Origin of the sequence: Pseudomonas sp. CP-1 (assembly GCF_021213715.1) — a bacterium.
Taxonomy (GTDB): domain Bacteria; phylum Pseudomonadota; class Gammaproteobacteria; order Pseudomonadales; family Pseudomonadaceae; genus Pseudomonas; species Pseudomonas aeruginosa.
Genome location: NZ_JAJQKY010000004.1, coordinates 154,317 through 173,068, shown reverse-complemented (window position 1 = coordinate 173,068; position 18,752 = coordinate 154,317). Strand labels below are relative to the sequence as shown.

22 protein-coding genes are annotated in these 18,752 nt (G+C 66.4%); 11 read left to right on the top strand and 11 right to left on the bottom strand.

The window, feature by feature from the left end; translation table 11 throughout:
- The 3 genes from sdhA to sdhC are packed head-to-tail and all read right to left on the bottom strand — an operon-like array spanning position 1 to position 2,525.
- On the bottom strand, positions 1-1,773 hold the full coding sequence (gene sdhA, locus LT948_RS10210; protein WP_003087407.1) for a succinate dehydrogenase flavoprotein subunit: 1,773 nt from the start codon (positions 1,771-1,773) through the stop codon (positions 1-3).
- A gap of 3 nt (positions 1,774-1,776) precedes the next feature.
- On the bottom strand, positions 1,777-2,145 hold the full coding sequence (sdhD, locus tag LT948_RS10205) for a succinate dehydrogenase, hydrophobic membrane anchor protein (protein WP_003104386.1): 369 nt from the start codon (positions 2,143-2,145) through the stop codon (positions 1,777-1,779).
- A complete protein-coding gene (sdhC, locus tag LT948_RS10200; protein ID WP_003104388.1) occupies positions 2,139-2,525 on the bottom strand; it encodes a succinate dehydrogenase, cytochrome b556 subunit in 387 nt (128 codons plus the stop codon). The genes sdhD and sdhC overlap by 7 nt, the downstream gene beginning before the upstream one ends.
- A 348-nt stretch (positions 2,526-2,873) precedes the next feature.
- Here sdhC and gltA point away from each other — a divergent pair, with 348 nt between their 5' ends.
- Positions 2,874-4,160: a citrate synthase gene (gene gltA, locus LT948_RS10195; RefSeq protein ID WP_003087400.1), complete on the top strand. Its 1,287-nt coding sequence runs from the start codon at positions 2,874-2,876 to the stop codon at positions 4,158-4,160.
- A 114-nt stretch (positions 4,161-4,274) separates the two neighbouring features.
- Here the strand turns inward: gltA and LT948_RS10190 are convergent, their stop codons facing one another.
- The 3 genes from LT948_RS10190 to LT948_RS10180 form a co-directional block, all read right to left on the bottom strand.
- Positions 4,275-4,883 (bottom strand): START domain-containing protein, encoded by a 609-nt coding sequence (locus tag LT948_RS10190; RefSeq protein ID WP_003104390.1) that lies wholly within the window; start codon positions 4,881-4,883, stop codon positions 4,275-4,277.
- A 133-nt stretch (positions 4,884-5,016) separates the two neighbouring features.
- On the bottom strand, positions 5,017-5,271 hold the full coding sequence (locus LT948_RS10185; RefSeq protein ID WP_003087397.1) for a YkgJ family cysteine cluster protein: 255 nt from the start codon (positions 5,269-5,271) through the stop codon (positions 5,017-5,019).
- Positions 5,272-5,374: 103 nt separating this feature from the next.
- Positions 5,375-6,130, bottom strand: a complete 756-nt coding sequence (locus LT948_RS10180; RefSeq protein WP_015503159.1) for a hypothetical protein — start codon at positions 6,128-6,130, stop codon at positions 5,375-5,377.
- A gap of 112 nt (positions 6,131-6,242) precedes the next feature.
- On the opposite strand from LT948_RS10180, the gene LT948_RS10175 reads away from it, so the two are divergent.
- A complete protein-coding gene (locus LT948_RS10175) occupies positions 6,243-6,584 on the top strand; it encodes a DMT family protein (protein ID WP_003087393.1) in 342 nt (113 codons plus the stop codon).
- 6 nt (positions 6,585-6,590) lie between these two features.
- On the opposite strand, the gene LT948_RS10170 is transcribed toward LT948_RS10175, so the two are convergent.
- The gene (locus tag LT948_RS10170; RefSeq protein ID WP_218816309.1) at positions 6,591-7,457 is read right to left on the bottom strand and encodes an NAD(P)-dependent oxidoreductase; all 867 of its coding nucleotides are present in this window, start codon (positions 7,455-7,457) and stop codon (positions 6,591-6,593) included.
- Between the two features lie 103 nt (positions 7,458-7,560).
- Between LT948_RS10170 and LT948_RS10165 the strand changes: the two genes are divergently transcribed.
- The gene (locus LT948_RS10165; RefSeq protein ID WP_003087377.1) at positions 7,561-8,112 is read left to right on the top strand and encodes an exonuclease domain-containing protein; all 552 of its coding nucleotides are present in this window, start codon (positions 7,561-7,563) and stop codon (positions 8,110-8,112) included.
- 94 nt (positions 8,113-8,206) lie between these two features.
- On the top strand, positions 8,207-8,488 hold the full coding sequence (ppnP, locus tag LT948_RS10160; protein ID WP_003087375.1) for a pyrimidine/purine nucleoside phosphorylase: 282 nt from the start codon (positions 8,207-8,209) through the stop codon (positions 8,486-8,488).
- A 112-nt stretch (positions 8,489-8,600) separates the two neighbouring features.
- On the opposite strand, the gene LT948_RS10155 is transcribed toward ppnP, so the two are convergent.
- Positions 8,601-9,197 (bottom strand): DUF1287 domain-containing protein, encoded by a 597-nt coding sequence (locus tag LT948_RS10155; RefSeq protein ID WP_003087371.1) that lies wholly within the window; start codon positions 9,195-9,197, stop codon positions 8,601-8,603.
- Positions 9,198-9,206: 9 nt separating this feature from the next.
- The gene (locus LT948_RS10150) at positions 9,207-10,352 is read right to left on the bottom strand and encodes an ATP-NAD kinase family protein (RefSeq protein ID WP_022580592.1); all 1,146 of its coding nucleotides are present in this window, start codon (positions 10,350-10,352) and stop codon (positions 9,207-9,209) included.
- 209 nt (positions 10,353-10,561) lie between these two features.
- Here LT948_RS10150 and LT948_RS10145 point away from each other — a divergent pair, with 209 nt between their 5' ends.
- The gene (locus LT948_RS10145; protein ID WP_003087367.1) at positions 10,562-10,741 is read left to right on the top strand and encodes a PA1571 family protein; all 180 of its coding nucleotides are present in this window, start codon (positions 10,562-10,564) and stop codon (positions 10,739-10,741) included.
- 68 nt (positions 10,742-10,809) lie between these two features.
- Here the strand turns inward: LT948_RS10145 and LT948_RS10140 are convergent, their stop codons facing one another.
- Complete coding sequence (locus tag LT948_RS10140) at positions 10,810-11,691, bottom strand: LysR substrate-binding domain-containing protein (protein WP_003132941.1); 882 nt, start codon at positions 11,689-11,691, stop codon at positions 10,810-10,812.
- A 377-nt stretch (positions 11,692-12,068) separates the two neighbouring features.
- Here LT948_RS10140 and LT948_RS10135 point away from each other — a divergent pair, with 377 nt between their 5' ends.
- The 6 genes from LT948_RS10135 (at position 12,069) to LT948_RS10110 (ending at position 18,457) form a co-directional block, all read left to right on the top strand.
- Positions 12,069-13,430: an MFS transporter gene (locus tag LT948_RS10135; RefSeq protein WP_020750793.1), complete on the top strand. Its 1,362-nt coding sequence runs from the start codon at positions 12,069-12,071 to the stop codon at positions 13,428-13,430.
- Between the two features lie 52 nt (positions 13,431-13,482).
- Positions 13,483-13,836, top strand: a complete 354-nt coding sequence (locus LT948_RS10130) for a RidA family protein (protein ID WP_003087359.1) — start codon at positions 13,483-13,485, stop codon at positions 13,834-13,836.
- A gap of 10 nt (positions 13,837-13,846) precedes the next feature.
- Positions 13,847-15,244: an FAD-dependent oxidoreductase gene (locus LT948_RS10125; RefSeq protein WP_031636302.1), complete on the top strand. Its 1,398-nt coding sequence runs from the start codon at positions 13,847-13,849 to the stop codon at positions 15,242-15,244.
- A 151-nt stretch (positions 15,245-15,395) separates the two neighbouring features.
- Positions 15,396-15,584, top strand: a complete 189-nt coding sequence (locus LT948_RS10120) for a hypothetical protein (protein ID WP_011666714.1) — start codon at positions 15,396-15,398, stop codon at positions 15,582-15,584.
- Between the two features lie 127 nt (positions 15,585-15,711).
- Positions 15,712-17,076, top strand: a complete 1,365-nt coding sequence (locus LT948_RS10115; RefSeq protein ID WP_031636303.1) for a glutamine synthetase family protein — start codon at positions 15,712-15,714, stop codon at positions 17,074-17,076.
- Positions 17,077-17,146: 70 nt separating this feature from the next.
- On the top strand, positions 17,147-18,457 hold the full coding sequence (locus LT948_RS10110; RefSeq protein ID WP_031636304.1) for an NAD(P)/FAD-dependent oxidoreductase: 1,311 nt from the start codon (positions 17,147-17,149) through the stop codon (positions 18,455-18,457).
- A 31-nt stretch (positions 18,458-18,488) separates the two neighbouring features.
- Here LT948_RS10110 and tusA read toward each other — a convergent pair whose 3' ends face one another.
- Positions 18,489-18,728: a sulfurtransferase TusA gene (gene tusA, locus LT948_RS10105; RefSeq protein ID WP_003105999.1), complete on the bottom strand. Its 240-nt coding sequence runs from the start codon at positions 18,726-18,728 to the stop codon at positions 18,489-18,491.
- Positions 18,729-18,752: the final 24 nt, after the last annotated feature.

Below are 18,752 nucleotides of genomic sequence, written 5' to 3'. Positions count from 1 at the left end.
TTAGTAAGTCCGAACCTTGGGTTCGAATGCCGGAACGGTCTTCGGCGCGAAGTTGACGGAACGCTTGGATACGCGCTTCTCACCCGGGAAGTACAGGGTGTGGCACAGCCAGTTCTCGTCGTCGCGCTCCTCGAAGTCTTCACGGGCGTGGGCGCCACGGGACTCCTTGCGGTGCTCGGCCGCGATCGCGGTGGCCTCGGCCACCTCGAGGAGGTTTTGCAGTTCCAGCGCTTCGATGCGCGCGGTGTTGAATGCCTGGCTCTTGTCGTTGATCTTGACGTTGGCGATACGCTCGCGCAGGTCGGCCAGCTGGGCGATGCCCTTCTGCATGTACTCGCCGGTGCGGAACACACCGAAGTAGTTCTGCATGCAGCTTTGCAGCTCGCGCTTGAGCGGAGCGACTTCTTCGCCGCTGGTGCGCTCGTTCACGCCGTTCAGGCGCTTGAAGGAGGCTTCCAGGTCGCTCTCGGAAGCGCCGCGGGCGTCGATGCCCTCTTTCAGCGCTTTTTCCAGGTGCAGACCGGCGGCACGGCCGAATACCACCAGGTCGAGCAGCGAGTTGCCGCCCAGGCGGTTGGCGCCGTGTACCGATACGCAGGCCACTTCGCCCACGGCGAACAGGCCTTCGACGATCTGGTCGTTGCCGTTGGCGTCCTGGGTGATGGCCTGGCCATGGATGTTGGTGGCAACGCCGCCCATCATATAGTGGCAGGTCGGGATCACCGGGATCGGCGCGACGACCGGGTCGACGTGGGCGAAGGTCTTGGACAGTTCGCAGATGCCAGGCAGGCGGCTGTGCAGGACTTCCTCGCCGAGGTGGTCGAGCTTCAGCAGCACGTGGTCCTTGTTCGGGCCCACGCCGTTGCCGGCCAGGACTTCCTTGACCATGGAACGGGCGACCACGTCGCGGCCGGCCAGGTCCTTCGCGTTCGGCGCATAACGCTCCATGAAGCGCTCGCCGTGGGCGTTGATCAGGTAACCGCCTTCGCCGCGGCAACCTTCGGTGACCAGTACACCGGCGCCGGCGATGCCGGTCGGGTGGAACTGCCACATCTCGATGTCCTGCACCGGCACGCCGGCACGCAGGGCCATGCCCACGCCATCACCGGTGTTGATCAGCGCATTGGTGGTGGAGGCGTAGATACGGCCGGCACCGCCAGTAGCCAGGACCACGGCCTTGGAACGGATGTAGACGGTCTCGCCGGTCTCGATGCAGATGGCGATGATGCCGACCACCGCGCCGTCCTGGTTCTTCACCAGGTCGACCGCGTACCACTCGTTGAGGAACGAGGTGCCATTCTTCAGGTTGGCCTGGTACAGGGTGTGCAGCAGCGCGTGGCCGGTACGGTCGGCGGCGGCGCAGGTACGGGCGGCCTGGCCACCCTTGCCGAAGTCCTTGGACTGGCCGCCGAACGGACGCTGGTAGATGCGGCCGGTTTCGGTACGGGAGAACGGCAGGCCCATGTGCTCGAGCTCGAACACGGCCTCGGGGCCGACGGAACACATGTATTCGATCGCGTCCTGGTCACCGATGTAGTCGGAGCCCTTGACGGTGTCGTACATGTGCCAACGCCAATCGTCGTTCGGGTCGGCCGAAGCGATGGCGCAGGTGATGCCACCCTGTGCGGATACGGTGTGGGAACGGGTCGGGAAGACCTTGGTCACCACGGCGGTCTTGTGGCCGCCCTGGGCCAGTTGCAGCGCGGCACGCATGCCGGCGCCACCGCCACCGACGATGATGGCGTCAAAGGAAAGTGTACGAATGCTAGCCATGGATCACATACCCCAAAGAATCTGCACACCCCAGACGAAGAATGCGAACATCGCCATGCCGCAAACCGCCTGGAAGAGGAAACGCACGACTGTCGCCGCCTTGCCGAGAGCCATCGAAGTCAGGTAGTCGGTGGAGATGGTCCACATACCGACCCACGCATGGACGCTCAGGGCAACCAGGGTCAACAGGCTGAAGATGCGCATCCAACCCTGCGAGAACAGGCCGTGCCAGTCCGCGTAGGAAATGTTGGGGTGAGCAATGAGGTAGCCCAGCAGGAAAATGACATAAGCCGCGAGAACGACCGCGGAAACGCGCTGAGCCATCCAGTCGTAGAGGCCGGAGCGCGAGAAGTTTGTGACGTTAGTTACCATACCCATACCCCCGCCAGAACGATCAGCACCACCGCGATGGCGATGACGATTTTGGAGCCACGCTTACCGCCTTCCAGCGTCTCGCCGACGCCAGCGTCCATGACCAGGTGGCGAACACCGGCCACCAGGTGGTACAGCAGCGCAGACAGCAGGCCCCAGATCACCAGCTTGGCCAGGGGACTGGTCAGGCACGCCTTCACCTGCTCGAAGCCTTCTTCCGAACTCAGCGACTTGTCGAGCGCGAACAGCAGCACGGCAATACCGAGGAACAGGATGACGCCAGAGATACGGTGGAGAATGGACGTGTAAGCGGTGACAGGGAGTTTGATGGTCCTTAGGTCTAGGTTTACAGGTCGTTTGCTATTCACGGCTTTTTTCACACTGAGAGCCCTAACGAACAGGGCTAGTTGTCGGGAAGTGCACTTGTCAGGTACCCATCACCAGGGAGTGGCGACCGTCTATGAAAGCGGGCCAGGAATACCCCTTGCGGTCGGACGCCGAGTATAGACAGTTAGGCTACTAATGACAACGAAAACACCCATCGCCAAATGGTTGATTGCGGGCCTTTTATAAAAGGCGTAAATAGCCCCCTTTTTCTGCGAAAACCCCGCAACGAAAGGCTCTACGGCATGGATTCGCGCAAATTGACTTTCGAATTTATCCCTCTATAGTGGTGCGGGCCCTGCGTGGGGGGTACTGATGATTTCAAGCATAAATAGGAGGCCATCATGGCTGACAAAAAAGCGCAGTTGATCATCGAGGGCTCAGCCCCCGTCGAACTGCCCGTCCTATCCGGTACCATGGGTCCCGATGTAGTGGATGTACGGGGCCTCACCGCCACGGGCCACTTCACCTTCGATCCTGGCTTCATGTCGACCGCCTCCTGCGAGTCGAAGATCACCTATATCGACGGCGACAAAGGCGTCCTCCTCCATCGCGGCTACCCCATCGAGCAACTGGCAGAGAAATCCGACTACCTGGAAACCTGCTACCTGCTGCTGAACGGCGAGCTGCCCACCGCCGCGCAGAAGGAACAGTTCGTCGGCACCATCAAGAACCACACCATGGTTCACGAGCAGTTGAAGACCTTCTTCAACGGCTTCCGCCGCGACGCCCACCCGATGGCCGTGATGTGCGGCGTGATCGGCGCCCTCTCGGCCTTCTACCACGACTCCCTGGACATCAATAACCCGAAGCATCGCGAAGTCTCCGCGCATCGCCTGATCGCCAAGATGCCGACCATCGCCGCCATGGTGTACAAGTACTCCAAGGGCGAGCCGATGATGTATCCGCGTAACGACCTGAACTACGCGGAAAACTTCCTCCACATGATGTTCAACACCCCCTGCGAGACCAAGCCGATCAGCCCCGTGCTGGCCAAGGCCATGGACCGCATCTTCATTCTCCACGCCGACCACGAGCAGAACGCCTCCACCTCCACGGTGCGTCTGGCCGGCTCCTCCGGCGCCAATCCGTTCGCCTGCATCGCCTCCGGCATCGCCGCCCTGTGGGGACCGGCCCATGGCGGCGCGAACGAAGCGGTGCTGCGCATGCTCGACGAGATCGGCGACGTGTCCAACATCGACAAGTTCGTCGAGAAGGCCAAGGACAAGAACGATCCGTTCAAGCTGATGGGCTTCGGCCATCGTGTCTACAAGAACTTCGACCCGCGCGCCAAGGTCATGAAGCAGACCTGCGACGAGGTCCTCCAGGAGCTGGGCATCAACGACCCGCAACTGGAACTGGCGATGAAGCTGGAAGAAATCGCCCGCCACGACCCCTACTTCGTGGAACGCAACCTGTACCCGAACGTCGACTTCTACTCGGGGATCATCCTCAAGGCGATCGGCATTCCGACCAGCATGTTCACCGTGATCTTCGCCCTGGCGCGTACCGTCGGCTGGATCTCGCACTGGCAGGAAATGCTCTCCGGTCCCTATAAGATCGGCCGCCCGCGCCAGCTCTATACCGGCCACACCCAGCGCGACTTCACCGCCCTCAAGGATCGCGGCTGAAACCCGTCACGCCTGGCGAGAAAGGCTGCTTCGGCAGCCTTTTTTGTGCCCTCCCCTTTCCTCCGGACACAAAAAAACCGCCCCGGAGGCGGTCTTTTTGCAACGAAGGCGCGCTCAGCGCTTCTCGGCGGCGCTACGCAGGCCCTTGAGGGTGTTCAGCGGCGCGTCGACCACGAAGCTGTTGGCCAACCAGGAAGGAATGCTGCCACCCGGCTCGGTTTCCACCTGGTAGGTCACTTCCGTCACGCCCTGCCCCTTCGGCTGCAACTTCCACTCGCCGACCAGCTTGGGCACGCGGATCTGGCCCTTTTCCTCGGGGATATAGGTCGGATCGGCCTTAAGGTGACGGATCACGGTGCCATCCGCAGTCTTCTCGGTGGTGACATGGATGACCACGTCGCGACCGGTAACTGGCCAGGGCATGTCGATCTTCGAGTAGGTCCAGGCGTCGGCGCCTTCCTGCTTCAGGAGTTTCATCTCGGCGCAGGCATGGATCCACTTGCAGGAACCCTTGACGTCCTCCTGCAGCGCCTCGATGGTCGCCACGTCGGCCTTGATGTCGGTAACGCCGCGATAAGCCTTGTACTTGGAGCCCTGGACACTGCTGAGGTAGACCTTCACGCCATCCTCGTCCTTGGCCAGCTTCCAGTCTTCGGCCAGCGCATTGCCGGCCACCCCGAACACTGCGGCAGCCAGCACGGTCATACGCAAAATGCCACGCATCGTTCCTGTTCCTCTCTTTATGGTTATTTTCGGTTCGCCGGCCGGGCGGTCGACGCCCTGCAAGCCGCGATCCTGAGCCTTCGGCGCAGGATGCGCAGCAGTATGGCGTGAGACAGCCAGACTTCCAACCCGTTCAAGCGGCAGTGATGACTTCCCACTCCGCGATCAGGGCCAGCGCCTGCTCACGGCTGTCGCCGCAGATTTCCGGATCGGCGCCGAACTGGCCGCATACGGCCGGTCGCTCCGGTCGGCCGAACAGCCCGCAGAGATGGTTTTCGTCCAGGTGCAGGCAGCGTACGCCCGCGGGCTTGCCGGCCGGCATGCCCGGCAGCGGAGAGGAAATCGACGGTGCTATGCAGCAGGCGCCGCAGCCGGCTCTACATTGCATGGGAAGGATCTCGCCCGAAAGTTGGCAGAGGAGCGGCCAGGACAGCCGTCCGGAACGGGCGCAAAGAATACGGACCGGCCAGGCCGCCGCCAAGCCCGGCGGATCAGCGGCGCGTTTCCGCCTCGAGACGCGCGCTACGAAGCTGCCACTGCTCGCGGTTGCCGGCAGCGAACAGCCAGGCCCTGGCCGACTCGGTCGCAGCCCGCCATTGCACCCGGCCCGGCTCGCGCAGGTCGAGGGATTGCGCCGCCATCGAGTGGCCGAGGAAGGCGTTGCCAGCGGAACTCCAGTAGCCGGCGACCCCGGCCGGCAAGACCCAGGAGCGACCTTCCGCCTCGTCATCGACGATACCGGACAAGCGCTCCCCCGCTCCACGCCGCCAGGACAGGGCGACCCGGTTCAGCTCGCTGTCCGCCAGCGCGACGCGCACCTCCACGCCGCCCTGGCGCGGCTCGAACGACAGCTCGTAGGCGCTGAGCCGGCCATCGGCGCAGCGCAGGTGCCCCTTCAGGGACAAGCGTCGACCGACCAGCTCGAAGCTCTCCAGGCTCTGCTCCTGGCAGCGCAACTGCAGGCGACCGGCGCTTTCCCGCCCGGCCCCGAGAAAACCGCCCTCGCTCTCCCACAACGGCGGCCGGGCGCTACCCGCCACTGACAGGGCGAGGCTCTTGCCGCCCCAGCTCAAGCGGTATTCGCCCAGGTCGAAATCGCGCGGGATGGCAAACGCCGGCGGCACCCGCAGCTCGCTCCACAGAGCCGGCTCCCGCGACGCCTGGCTCGCCCACCAGGCGGCCGCCAGCACGACGGCCAGCCCGCTCAGCGCGAGCCCCCAGACCAGCGAGCGCTTGTGCAACCGCATACCTTTCATCCTTTTCCGAGCACCAACCCCTACCGACCGATGCCTGCCCACTTGGTTTTATCGCCGCAGCCAATTAGGCTGCGCCGTCCCAGCCCTCCGGAGCCCATCCATCATGCCTGTCTGGCTGCAAACCGCCTTGTTGCTAGCCTGCTCCAACCTGTTCATGACCTTCGCCTGGTATGGCCACCTGAAGACCCTCAACAGCAAGCCCTGGATCATCGCCGCCCTGATCAGCTGGGGTATCGCGCTGTTCGAATACCTGCTGCAGGTGCCGGCCAACCGCATCGGCTACACCGAACTCTCGGTCGGCCAACTGAAGATCATGCAGGAAGTCATCACCCTGGCGGTCTTCGTCCCGTTCAGCGTCTACTTCATGCAGCAGCCGCTGAAACTGGACTACCTCTGGGCCGGCCTGTGCCTGCTCGGCGCGGTGTACTTCATCTTCCGCGCCTGAGCCGCGTCACGAACCTAGCCGGGCGATCAGGCTGGAGGTATCCCAACGACCGCCGCCCATCGCCTGCACTTCGGCGTAGAACTGGTCGACCAGCGCCGTGACCGGCAACTGCGCGCCGTTGCGTCGCGCCTCGGCGAGCAGGATCGACAGGTCCTTGCGCATCCAGTCCACGGCGAAGCCGAAGTCGAACTCTCCGGCCAGCATGCTCTGGTGGCGGTTTTCCAGTTGCCAGGACTGGGCCGCGCCCTTGCCGATCACCTGCATCGCCGCCTCGCCGTCGAGACCGGCGCACTGGGCGAAGTGCAGCGCCTCGGCCAAGCCCTGGAGCAGCCCCGCGACGCAGATCTGGTTGACCATCTTGGTCAATTGCCCGCTACCCACGTCGCCCATTCGCCGGACCATCCGCGCATAGCTGCGCAGCAGCGGTTCGGCGCGTCGATAGAAGGCCTCCTCGCCACCGACCATCACCGTCAGGGCGCCGTTGACCGCGCCCGCCTGGCCGCCGGAGACCGGCGCGTCGAGAAAGCCCAGCTCACGCTCGGCAGCCAGCAGCGACAGCTCGCGGGCGACTTCCGCCGAAGCGGTGGTGTGGTCGACGAACAGGCTGCCCGGCGCCATTCCGGCGAAGGCGCCCTGCTCGCCCAGCGCCACGGCACGCAGGTCGTCGTCGTTACCGACGCAGCAGAACACCAGTTCGGCGCCGGCACAGGCCTCGCGCGGCGTATCGGCGTATCGTCCGGCGTACTCCTCGACCCAGCGCAGCGCCTTGGCCGACGAGCGATTGTAGACGCAGACGTGATAGCCCTCGCGCTGCAGGTGCCCGGCCATCGGGTAGCCCATCGTGCCCAGGCCGAGAAATGCGACCGCAGTCATTCCGTCATCTCCTCGAAATCCGATCCCGCAGCCTAGCACAGCGGTTTGCCGAGGTCCGGAAGCCCCGCCATACTCAGCGCGGACCCTGGTATGGATAGCTCCGATGCCTCACTGGCTGGTAATCGATCTGGAGGCCACTACCGCGGAAGGCGGCTGGCCCCTGGAGGAAATGGAAATCATCGAGATCGGCGCCACCCTGGTCGCCGCCGCGGACGCCCGCGAACTGGACCACTTCCAGCGTTTCGTACGACCGGTCAGGCGGCCGCTGCTGACCCACTTCTGCCGCGACCTCACGCATATCAGCCAGGCCAACGTCGATGGCGCCGCCCATCTCGACACGGTCTGGGAAGCCTTCGAGCGCTGGCTCGCCCAGCATCGTCCGCGACTGGCCGGCTGGGCCAGCTGGGGCGACTACGACCGCCGCCAGCTGGAGCAGGAATGGCGCCAGCACGGGCTGACCAGCCAGCTCAGCGAAGTGCCGCACGTCAATCTCAAGCAACGCTTCGGCGAAGTCCGCCAGCTGCCCCGCCCGGTCGGCCTGAACGCGGCCCTGCAACTGGCCGGGATGAGTTTCCAGGGCCAGCAGCACCGCGCCCTGGAGGATGCCCGCAATACCGCACGGCTGCTGCCGCTGGTATTGCCGGTGGAGCATTGAACGAGGCCCGCGCCGCCTAGTGACGCCTTTCCGAGGCTTGGGCATACTGGCGGGCCTTTTCAAACCCGCCTGTTCACCCCTTCAGGAGAAGCCCATGTTCAAGGTCAACGAATACTTCGACGGCACCGTCAAATCCATCGCCTTCGACATGACCGCCGGCCCGGCCACCATCGGCGTGATGGCGGCAGGCGAATACGAATTCGGCACCAGCCAGTTGGAGATCATGCATGTGGTCGCCGGCGCGCTGACGGTCAAGCTGCCGGGCAGCGACGAGTGGCAGGAATACGCCAGCGGCAGCCAGTTCACCGTCCCGGCGAACAGCAAGTTCCAGCTCAAGGTCGCCCAGGACACCGCCTACCTCTGCGAATACCGCTGAGCCCGGGCAGACAGGAAAACCGGCCGCAGGCCGGTTTTTTCTTGCCCGCCGTCCAGCGGCGGCGGAGGGATCGGTACGCTCATCCGCCGCCGGAGCGGCTTGCCTAGCCCATTCAGCCCTGCGGGAAGCGGTAGTGGCCGATGACCTGGTAGCGGAACAGCAGGTCCTCTTCCCGCACGCCGGCACCGATGTTGTGCAACACCAGCGGCCTGCCCTCCAGCCTGCGATCGGAAAGCACGCCGATATGCAGCAGGCCGTTGTCCAGGCGCCAGGCGACGATGTCTCCGGCCCGGTAGGCGGAGGCGTCGCGGCTCGGCGTCAGTGCCAGGCCCTGGCGGCTGAACCAGGTCATCAGGTTCGGTACGCGGCGGTGATCGATGTTGCGGTCGGTGCCTTTCATCCCCCATTGCTGCGGGTAGGCCGCGAAGTGGCGACGCATGTCCTCGTGCACCGCCTTCTGCAGGTCCAGCCCCTGTCCACGTAGCGCACGGACCACCACGTCGGTGCAGACCCCGGTCTGCAGCGGCACGTCGCCGCCCGGATAGTCCAGTTGCCGGTAGGCCGGGTCGTAGCCCAGGGTCACGCCCACCTGGGCACGCGCCGCATCCACCAGTCGCTGCGGTTCGACCGCAGCGGCCGCCGCCAGTGGCAGTCCGAGCATGGCGAGCAGCAACAGGCGGCGCAACGCGCCGGATACGTCCTTGTCCATCCTTTCCTCCTAGGCGCCCGCGGGCGCGTCCTGGTCCTTCGCGTATCCCAGCGGATACAGCAGTTCTTCCTTGTAGCCGGCCCAGACCCGGATGGCGTCCGGGAAGCTGTCGTCCAGCGCCGGGTCGCCGCTGTCGACCAGCAACGGGCGGCCCCCGAGGGTCCCCAGCTTGCGCTTGGTGGCGACCACCCGCATGCGCTCCAGGCCGATGGCGCGCAACACCCGGGGACTGATCTGCTGGTTGCCGCGACCGATCACGTGGCCCTGGCCGCCGATGGCGGTGACCAGCAGGAACGCCGGATGACCGTCCACCAGTTCGAACAGCCGCGCCTCGTCGACGTCGCGGGCGAGCACCGCGCCATTCTCCAGCACGTCGACGCCCAGCAGGGTGGTTTCCAGGCCGAGGTTGCGCGCCAGGCCATGCAGGGTCGAGCCCGGTCCGAGCACATAACGCACGCCGTCTTCCCAGCTTTCCGCCAGCCAATCGGCGAGGTCCACCAGCACCAACTCCTCGGACTCCATCCCTGCCTGCTTCACGTGCTGCATGAAGTGGCCCTCCTCCGGCACCGTCATCTCGCCGTACCAACGCGCGGCGACGCGGCCGGCGCGCAGCGCCTCTTCGTCGAGATCGCGCACCTCGCCGCTGGCCAGGCGCACCAGGCCGCCCTCGACCAGGCGCCTGGCCAATTCTCCGGCCGCGCGCGGACTGACGGCATAGACCCCGGAGTGGATCTTCACCCCGGCCGGAATGCCGAGCACCGGCTGTTGCTCGCGCACCACCCCGGCAACATCCCGTGCTGTGCCATCACCACCGGCGAACAGGATCAGGGCGACGCCGGCCTCCTGCAAACGCTCGACCGCCAACCGGGTATCCGCCGCGCTGCTGACCGCTCCCTGCCACTCGCCGAGCAGGCGATGGCGGAAGCCCATGCGCTCGAGCAACTCGCCGCCCATGGCCCCGGGAAAGGTCAGGAACTCGATCTTCTCGACCAGCGGCAACAGGCACTCCAGGGCTATCCGGGTGCGCTCCAGCGCACGTGGTTCGGCGCCTCTGGCCAGGGCCTCGGCAGCCACCCCGTCGCTGCCCTTCAAGGCGACCGGGCCACCCAGCCCGGCCAGGGGATTGACCACCAATCCCAGGCGAAACATGTCCATACTCATCCTCGGGCGAACTCCAGGGCGCCCACACCGGTCGGACCACTATAACCAGAAAAACCCAGCGGTAGCCGGCAAGCTGGCACGCCGGCTGCAAGATTGCTATGGTCCATGGCTTTCGCGTTGGAGCGGCACGACATCCGCCGTTTGTCACGGCGGTTTCATCTGCGCTCCCTAGACTGCCGATAAACCTGATGAGGAGACGGGCAATGAATTCGCAACACACCGATACCGCCAAGCGCCGCGTGATCCCCTTCAATACGCAGCAGCACAGCGGTGGCGCCATCATCGACGCCCAGGGCCGGGAAATCCCGATCACCGAGGTGATGATCCAGCGCGCCTGCCGCGAGCTGGACAGGTCCCTGGAGCAGGAACAGAAGCAGGCCTGAGTGCCCGCCAGCACGACTTCGAGGCCCGGCATCCGCCGGGCTTTTTTTCGCTTGCGCGAAGCCGCGCCCTAGCTCGGCGCCGACAGGTCCTCGCCGACCAGGTCGAGGAAGGTCTCGACGATCCGCCGCGAGCGCTGTTCGCGCAGGCACACCAGGGTCTCGGTCAGGCGTCGCTGGCAATCGACGATGGGCAGCGCATGGACCCGCGTGTCGGCGCCGAACTCCGCGGCCGACACCACCCCCACGCCGATCCCCGCCACCACCGCCTCGCGCGAGGCCTCGCGGCCCTCGACCTGGATCGCCGGGCGGATCCGCAGGCCGGCGCGGCTCATCTCCTCCTCCAGGGTCTGGCGGGTCACCGAGCCCTGCTCGCGCAGCACCAGCGGCATGTCGTCGAGATCGGCGAGGCGGATCGACTCGCGCCCGGCCCACGGATGGCTGAGCGAAACGAAGGCGACGATCGGGTCGTTGCGCAGGGTCAGCGAAAGCAACCGCTCGTCGCTGACGTCCCGGCCCAACAGGGCCAGGTCGGCCTGGTAGCTGAACAGTCGCTGCAGAGACTCGTCGGTATTGCCGGTCTCCACCCGCACCGCGATGCCCGGATAGCGCTCGCAGAAACGCGCGATCTGCGGCAATACGTGCACCGGCGCATCCACCGCCAGGGTCAGGGTGCCGGTCTGCAGGGCGCTGGAGGCGGACAACAGCTCCTCCGCCTCTGCCTCGATCGCGAACAGCCGCTGGGTCACCGCGAGCAGGCGCTCGCCCAGTTCGCTCAGGCGCACCGAGCGCTTGTTACGGTGGAACAGCAGCACGCCGTAACGCTCCTCCAGCTTGCGCACCTGGTCGGAAACCGCCGGCTGGGTGAGAAACAGGCGCTCGGCGGCGCGCGTGAAGCTGCCGTACACGGCGACTGCATGGAAAGCCTTCAACTGCGCATGGGATACCGACATGGACCTTCACCACTCCAGGCAGGACAAGGGGTTCCGCGCCATGGGCGGCGCACACGGGGATGACCGTTCGGTCAACTTCCTCGACCCACGCCGCGCCAGGCCTACGGACAAACAAGTAAAACTTATATTTAAAATTTGATAAATCGATTTCATTTATTTATCCGGAATTGTTTCCATCGCTTCACCACAGCGCGCCAGCGCCTCGGCAGCCAGCCCCTGCCTGGGCATCCGCAACCCTTACCCAGGAGGTGAAGCCGACTCCAGATCCCTCTGACCAGGCACCGCGACATGGCGGTGCGGAAGTGCTCATCAGAACAACAACAAGGCGTGTTCCCCTCACACCTGCCGGCACCGATAACAAGATCGAGGTCAGAACCATGAATCAACGTCCCGGGACGGCGCTGCCGTCCTCTCCCGTGTCCAGCTTCCAGCGCTGGCGCCTGCAGATATTCGCGATCACCTGGCTGGCCTACGCCGCCTTCTATTTCACCCGCAAGGCCTTTTCCGTCGCCAAGCTCGGCATCGCCGAAGATCCGGGCTTCCAGTTGGACAAGATGGCGATGGCCGATCTCGACGCCATCTATCTCGCCGCCTATGCCGTCGGCCAGTTCACCTGGGGCGTGCTGGCCGACCGCTTCGGCCCACGCATCGTGGTGTTCGGCGGCCTGCTGATCTCCGCACTGGCCGCGCTGGTCATGGGCACCTTCGCCACCCTGCCGATCTTCGCCACTTGCATGGTGGTCCAGGGACTGGCGCAGTCCACCGGCTGGTCGGGGCTGTGCAAGAACATCGGCAGTTTCTTCGCCACCCACGAACGCGGTCGGGTGCTCGGCCTGTGGAGCACCTGCTACGCCTTCGGCGGCCTGGTCGCCTCGCCGTTCGCCGGCTGGTGGGCGTACAGCGTGTTCGGTACCTGGCACGCGGCGTTCTACTCCAGCGCCGCGGTGGTCGGCGGCGTGGCCCTGCTGTTCCTGTTGTTGCAGCGCAACCGCCCGGAGGACGTCGGCCATCCACCCGTCGAACCGCAGGTCGCGAGCGAGGCCGTGCGCTATGCCGGCTTCAGGCCGGAAGGCGGCAACGGCGGCAGCCTGCAGGTACTCGCCAAGGTGGTGCGCAACCGCACGGTGCTCTGCCTCGGCCTGGCCTACTTCCTGCTCAAGCCGGCGCGCTACGCGATCCTCCTGTGGGGACCGGTGATCGTCTACGAACGCATGCCGGCGCTCGGCAAGGTCGGCGCGGCGATCGTTCCCACCGCCTTCGAGGTAGCCGGCCTGCTCGGCCCGATCCTGATCGGCTTCGCCTCGGACAAGCTGTTCGGCGCACGGCGCATGCCGGCCTGCGTGATCAGCCTGCTGGCGCTGACCGTCTGCCTGGCACTGTTCGTCCCGGCGATGACCACCGGCAGCATTCCGATAGTGGTCGGCCTGCTGTTCATGATGGGACTGACCCTGTACGGCCCGGACTCGATGATCTGCGGCTCCGCCGCCATCGACTTCGGCACCGGCGAGGCCGCCGGCACCGCCTCCGGCTTCGTCAATGGCTGCGGTTCGGTGGGCGCGATCCTCGGTGGCCTGCTGCCCGGCTATTTCGACACCTACACGGTGTTCATCGGCTTCACCGTCGCCGCCCTGATCGCCACCGCGGTGCTCCTCCCGCACTGGAACAGCCGACCCGACGGTGTCGTGAAAGGCCACAGGAACATCCCCAGCCTGGGGGACTTCCGCCCGATCCGCTCCTGACTCCGGCGCGCCCGCCGCGCCACCAGCGTCTTTTCAAGCCAGGGAAACCCTCATGCATATCGAACGCTTCGAAGTCGTCAAACGCCGGGCCGAAATGGCCCTGCACGGCAACACCCTCTACATCGGCGGCCAGGTCGCCGACGATCCCAGCGGTGACATCCAGGACCAGACCCGCCAGGTCCTGGAGAACATCGACCGGCTGCTCCAGAGCGTCGGCAGCGACCGCGGCCAGGTGCTCTCGGTACGCATCCTGCTCGCCCACCGCGAGGACTACGCCGGTCTCAACCAGGTCTGGGACCAGTGGTTTCCCGAAGGCCGGGCGCCGACCCGCGCCTGTAGCCTGGCCGAGTTGATCGACCCGCGCTGGCGGGTGGAAATGATCGTCGTCGCCGCCCGTCCGCAGTGAGAGCACAGCCATGACCTTCCGACCCTTCTGGCTGGACCAGGCCCTACGCTCCGAACATGCGGCCCCCTGCCCGCCGCTGGCCGGCGATACCCGCGCCGACCTGTGCATCGTCGGCGGCGGCTACACCGGCCTGTGGACCGCCATCATGCTCAAGGAGCACGATCCCGGACTCGACGTGGTGCTGGTCGAGGCCGACCTCTGCGGCGCCGGCGCCAGCGGCCGCAACGGCGGCTGCGCGCTGTCCTGGTCGGCCAAATTCTTCACCCTGGAACGGCTGTTCGGGCTCACCGAGGCGATCCGCCTGGTCAAGGCCTCCGAGGACAGCATCCGGGCCATCGGCGCCTTCTGCCAGCGCTACGACGTCGAGGCCGACTACCGGCTGGACGGCACCCTCTATACCGCCACCAACCCGGCCCAGGTCGGCAGCACCGACAGCGTGATCGCCGCCCTGGAGCGCCATGGCATCAACTCCTTCGCCAAGCGCCCGCTGGCCGACGTGCAGCGCCTGGCCGGCTCGCGCCGGCACCTGGAGGGCTGGTTCTCGCCGGCTGCCGCGACGGTGCAACCAGGCAAGCTGGTTCGCGGCCTGCGCCGGGTCGCCCTGCAACTGGGGGTACGCCTGTACGAAGGCACGCCGATGCGAGGACTGGAGCACGGCCGCCCGGCGGAAGTGGTCACCCCCCACGGGCGGGTCGTCGCCGACCGCGTGGTGCTGGCGCTGAACGCCTGGATGGCGAGGGCCTTCCCGCAGTTCGAACGCAGCGTGGCGATCGTCTCCAGCGACATGCTCATCACCGAGCCACGACCGGACCTGCTGCAGGAGATCGGCCTGACCAGCGGGGTCAGCGTGCTCGACTCGCGGATCTTCGTGCATTACTACCACAACACCCCGGACGGCCGGCTGATGCTCGGCAAGGGCGGCAACACCTTCGCCTACGGCGGACGCATGCTGCCGGTGTTCGACCGCCCCTCGCCGTATCTCAGGCAACTACGCGGCAGTTTGCGGGAGTTCTTCCCCGAGTTCGCCGAGGTCGCCATCGAGGCCAACTGGAACGGTCCATCGGATCGCTCGGTGACCGGCCTGCCGTTCTTCGGCCGGCTCGACGGCCGCGACAATGTGTTCTACGGCTTCGGCTACTCCGGCAGCGGCGTCGGCCCATGCCACATGGGCGGGCAGATCCTTTCTTCGCTGGCGCTCGGCCTGGACAATCCCTGGACCCGTTCGCCGCTGATCCAGGGGCCGCTCGGCCGCTTCCCGCCGGAGCCGATCCGCTATGTCGGTTCGCTGATGGTGCGCAACGCGATCCGTCGCAAGGAGCACGCCGAAGACGCCGGCCGGCGCCCGCGTCATCTCGACGTACGCCTGGCTAGGTTCGCCGCCGCCGCGGGCAAGGCCGACAAGGGTTGAGCCGCTTTCCGGGCGTCTCTTCAGCCCATTCGGGGGCGCCCTTCTTTTTCCTTCGGTTTCGATTTCGCTCAAGCAAAGGTCGTAAAAAGCGCATTTAATTCACCCGTCAGCCTGTGCGAGGCTGTTCCAACCCCTGGCCCAGTTTTCCTTCATGCACCTACCGACGACGCGCACCCTGCCCTACCAGCCTTCCGCCAACCCGGCCGGAACGCCCGCGCGTCTACCCCGCAAGCACAGCCGCTGGCTGGAACTGGAGCCGCTCGCCCTCCCTCTCGAACTGGCCTTCTGGGCGCTCTGGCATTGCCGCCACGCGCGTCCGCCGGACGCTCGTCACGCCTGATATCCCTCCGGCCCCGCGCAACGGCGGGGCCGGCCTGCCGCTTGCATGCCGTTCCGCGACGCTGCCGTCGCCGGAGCGCCGCTGCGAGCGTCGCGACGCTACCGGACAAGACCGACAAGAGAGCCCCATGAACTTCGCCTGCGAACAAGAAGCCCAGGATTTCCTGGCCGCCAATCCCGATATCGAACTCTTCGAACTGTTCATCCTCGACGCCAATGGCGTGCCACGCGGCAAACTGCTGCACCGCGACGAACTGCTGGCCGTCTACCGCAGCGGCCGGCCGCTGCCGAGCACCATCCTGGGGCTGACGATGAACGGCGAGGACGTCGAGGACTCCGGCCTGGTCTGGGACGTCGGCGACATCGACTGCCGCGCCTACCCCCTGTCCGGCAGCCTGGTGCGCCTGCCCTGGCGGCAGATCCCGACGGCGGCGGTGCAGGTCAGCATGCACCCGAGCGAGGGCCTGCCCGCCAGCGTCGCCGATCCGCGCCACCTCCTGGTGCGCACCATCGACGCGCTGAAGAGCGAGGGCTATCACCCGGTGATGGCCGCCGAGCTGGAGTTCTACCTGCTCGACCGTGAGCGCGACGCCAACGGCCGCCCGCAACCGGCTCGCGACGCCGATGGCGGCCGCCCGCGGGCGACCCAGGTCTACGGCCTGCGCGAACTGGAGCAGATCGAGCCGTTCCTCGCCGACCTCTATGCCGCCTGCAAGGCGCAGGGCCTGCCGGCACGCACGGCGATCTCGGAATATGCCCCGGGCCAGGTGGAAATCACCCTCGACCACGGCGACGCCCTCGCCGCCATGGACCAGGCGATCCGCTACAAGCGCCTGGTCAAGGGCGTCGCGCACAAGCACGGAATGCTCGCCTGTTTCATGGCCAAGCCGTTCGACGACCTGGCCGGCACCGGCATGCACCTGCACGTCAGCCTGGCCGACGAACAAGGCCACAACCTGTTCGCCAGCGACGACCCCGCCGGCACGCCGTTGCTGCGCCAGGCGGTCGGCGGCATGCTCGCCAGCCTGCTCGACTCGCTCCTGCTGTTCTGTCCCAACGCCAACTCCTACCGGCGCTTCCAGGCCAACAGCTACGCGCCGCTGGCGCAGACCTGGGGCGTCGACAACCGCACCGTGAGCCTGCGCGTGCCGGGCGGCCCGGCCTCCAGTCGGCATATCGAGCACCGCATCTGCGGCGCCGACGCCAACCCCTACCTGGCCGCCGCGGCGCTTCTCGCCGGGGTCCACCGCGGCATCCGCGAAGGCATCGATCCGGGCGCGCCGGTGGAGGGCAATGGCTACGCCCAGGCCGGCAAGCGCCTACCCACCGACTGGCTGACCGCCCTCGACGCCCTGCAAGGCTCCGAGTGGGCGCGGGAAGCCTTCGGCGAGCAGTTCCTCGGCGTCTACCTGGCGGTGAAGCGCGCGGAATACCGGCAATTCATGGGCGAGGTCGGCGAGCAGGACTGGCGCTGGTACCTGACCCAGGCCTGAGCCACCCCGGACCCGCCCGCATACGGCGGCGCGCCGGCAGGACGCGCCGCACTGGAACAAGGAATACCCGATGAACGCAGCAATCCATCCCCGTCCGGCCGCGGAACGCGCGCCGTCCTACTACGCCGCCACGCTCAACGAGGAAACCGACTATCCGACCCTGCTGGGCGCGGTGACGGTCGACATCGCCATCATCGGCGGCGGCTTCACCGGCGTCGCCACGGCGGTCGAACTGGCCGAGCGTGGCTACAAGGTGGCCCTGGTCGAGACCCATCGCATCGGCTGGGGCGCCAGCGGGCGCAACGGCGGCCAGGTCACCGGCAGCCTGTCCGGCGACGCGGCGATGCACAAGCAGATGCGCCAGTGGCTGGGCGCCGAGGTCGAGGACTTCATCTGGCACCTGCGCTGGCGCGGCCACGAGATCATCCGCCAGCGGGTGGAGAAGTACGGCATCGCCTGCGACCTCCGCCATGGCCACCTGCACGCGGCGATGAAGGCCAGCCACATGGGCGAGCTGCAGGCCTCCTACGAGGAGGCGGTGCGCCGCGGCATGGGCGACCAGGTGCTCCTGCTGGACAAGGCCGGCGTCCAGGCCCACCTGGAGACCGCGCTGTACTGCGGCGCGCTGAAGAACACCCGCAACATGCACCTGCACCCGCTCAACCTGTGCATCGGCGAGGCCAGGGCGGCGGCCGGCCTCGGCGCGCTGATCTTCGAACATTCCGAGGTCCTGGATATCGTCCACGGCCCGCGGCCGGCGGTGATCACCCGCGAGGGAAGGATCGAGGCGCAGCAGATCCTGCTTGCCGGCGATGTCTACCACAAGCTCGAACGCAGGCAGCTCAAGGGCATGATCTTCCCGGCCATGGGCGGAATCGTCACCACCCGGCCGCTGGGCGAGCTGGCACGGGAGATCAACCCGCAGGGGCTGGCGGTCTACGATTGCCGCTTCGTCCTCGATTACTACCGCCCCACCGCCGACGGCCGCCTGCTGTTCGGCGGCGGCGCCAACTACTCGGGCCGCGACTCGCGGGACATCGCCGCCGAGCTGCGGCCATGCATCGAGCGCACCTTCCCGCGCCTGAAGGGCGTGGAGATCGAGTTCCAGTGGAGTTGCGCCATGGGCATCGTGATGAACCGCATCCCCCAGCTCGGCAAGCTCTCCGACAACGTCTGGTACTGCCAGGGCTACTCGGGGCATGGCGTGGCCACCAGCCACATCATGGGCGAGATCATGGCCAAGGCGATGAGCGGGAGCCTGGAGCAGTTCGACACCTTCGCCCGTTGCAAGCACCTCAAGGTGCCGCTGGGCGACCTCTTCGGCAATCCGATGCTGGCCGCCGGGATGTGGTACTACCAGCTCATGGAGAAGCTGCGCTGAAGCGCGTGGGATGGCGGGGTCCGCGGAAGGCCTAGTCGGCCTTCTTGCGGATCCAGTAGAGATAGGTGCCCGCCTCTTCCTGCTGCTCGACCAGCTCGTGACCGAGGAACACGCAGAACTTGGGGATGTCGCGGCGGGTCGAGGGATCGGTGGCGATCACCTTGAGCAGGCCGCCGGGCGCCAGGTCGCGGACCTTGTTGTGCAGCATCATCACCGGCTCGGGACAGTTCAGGCCGGTGGCGTCGAGAATGGCGTCGACAGAATGGGTCATCGGGAAACTCCGCAACAGAATCCG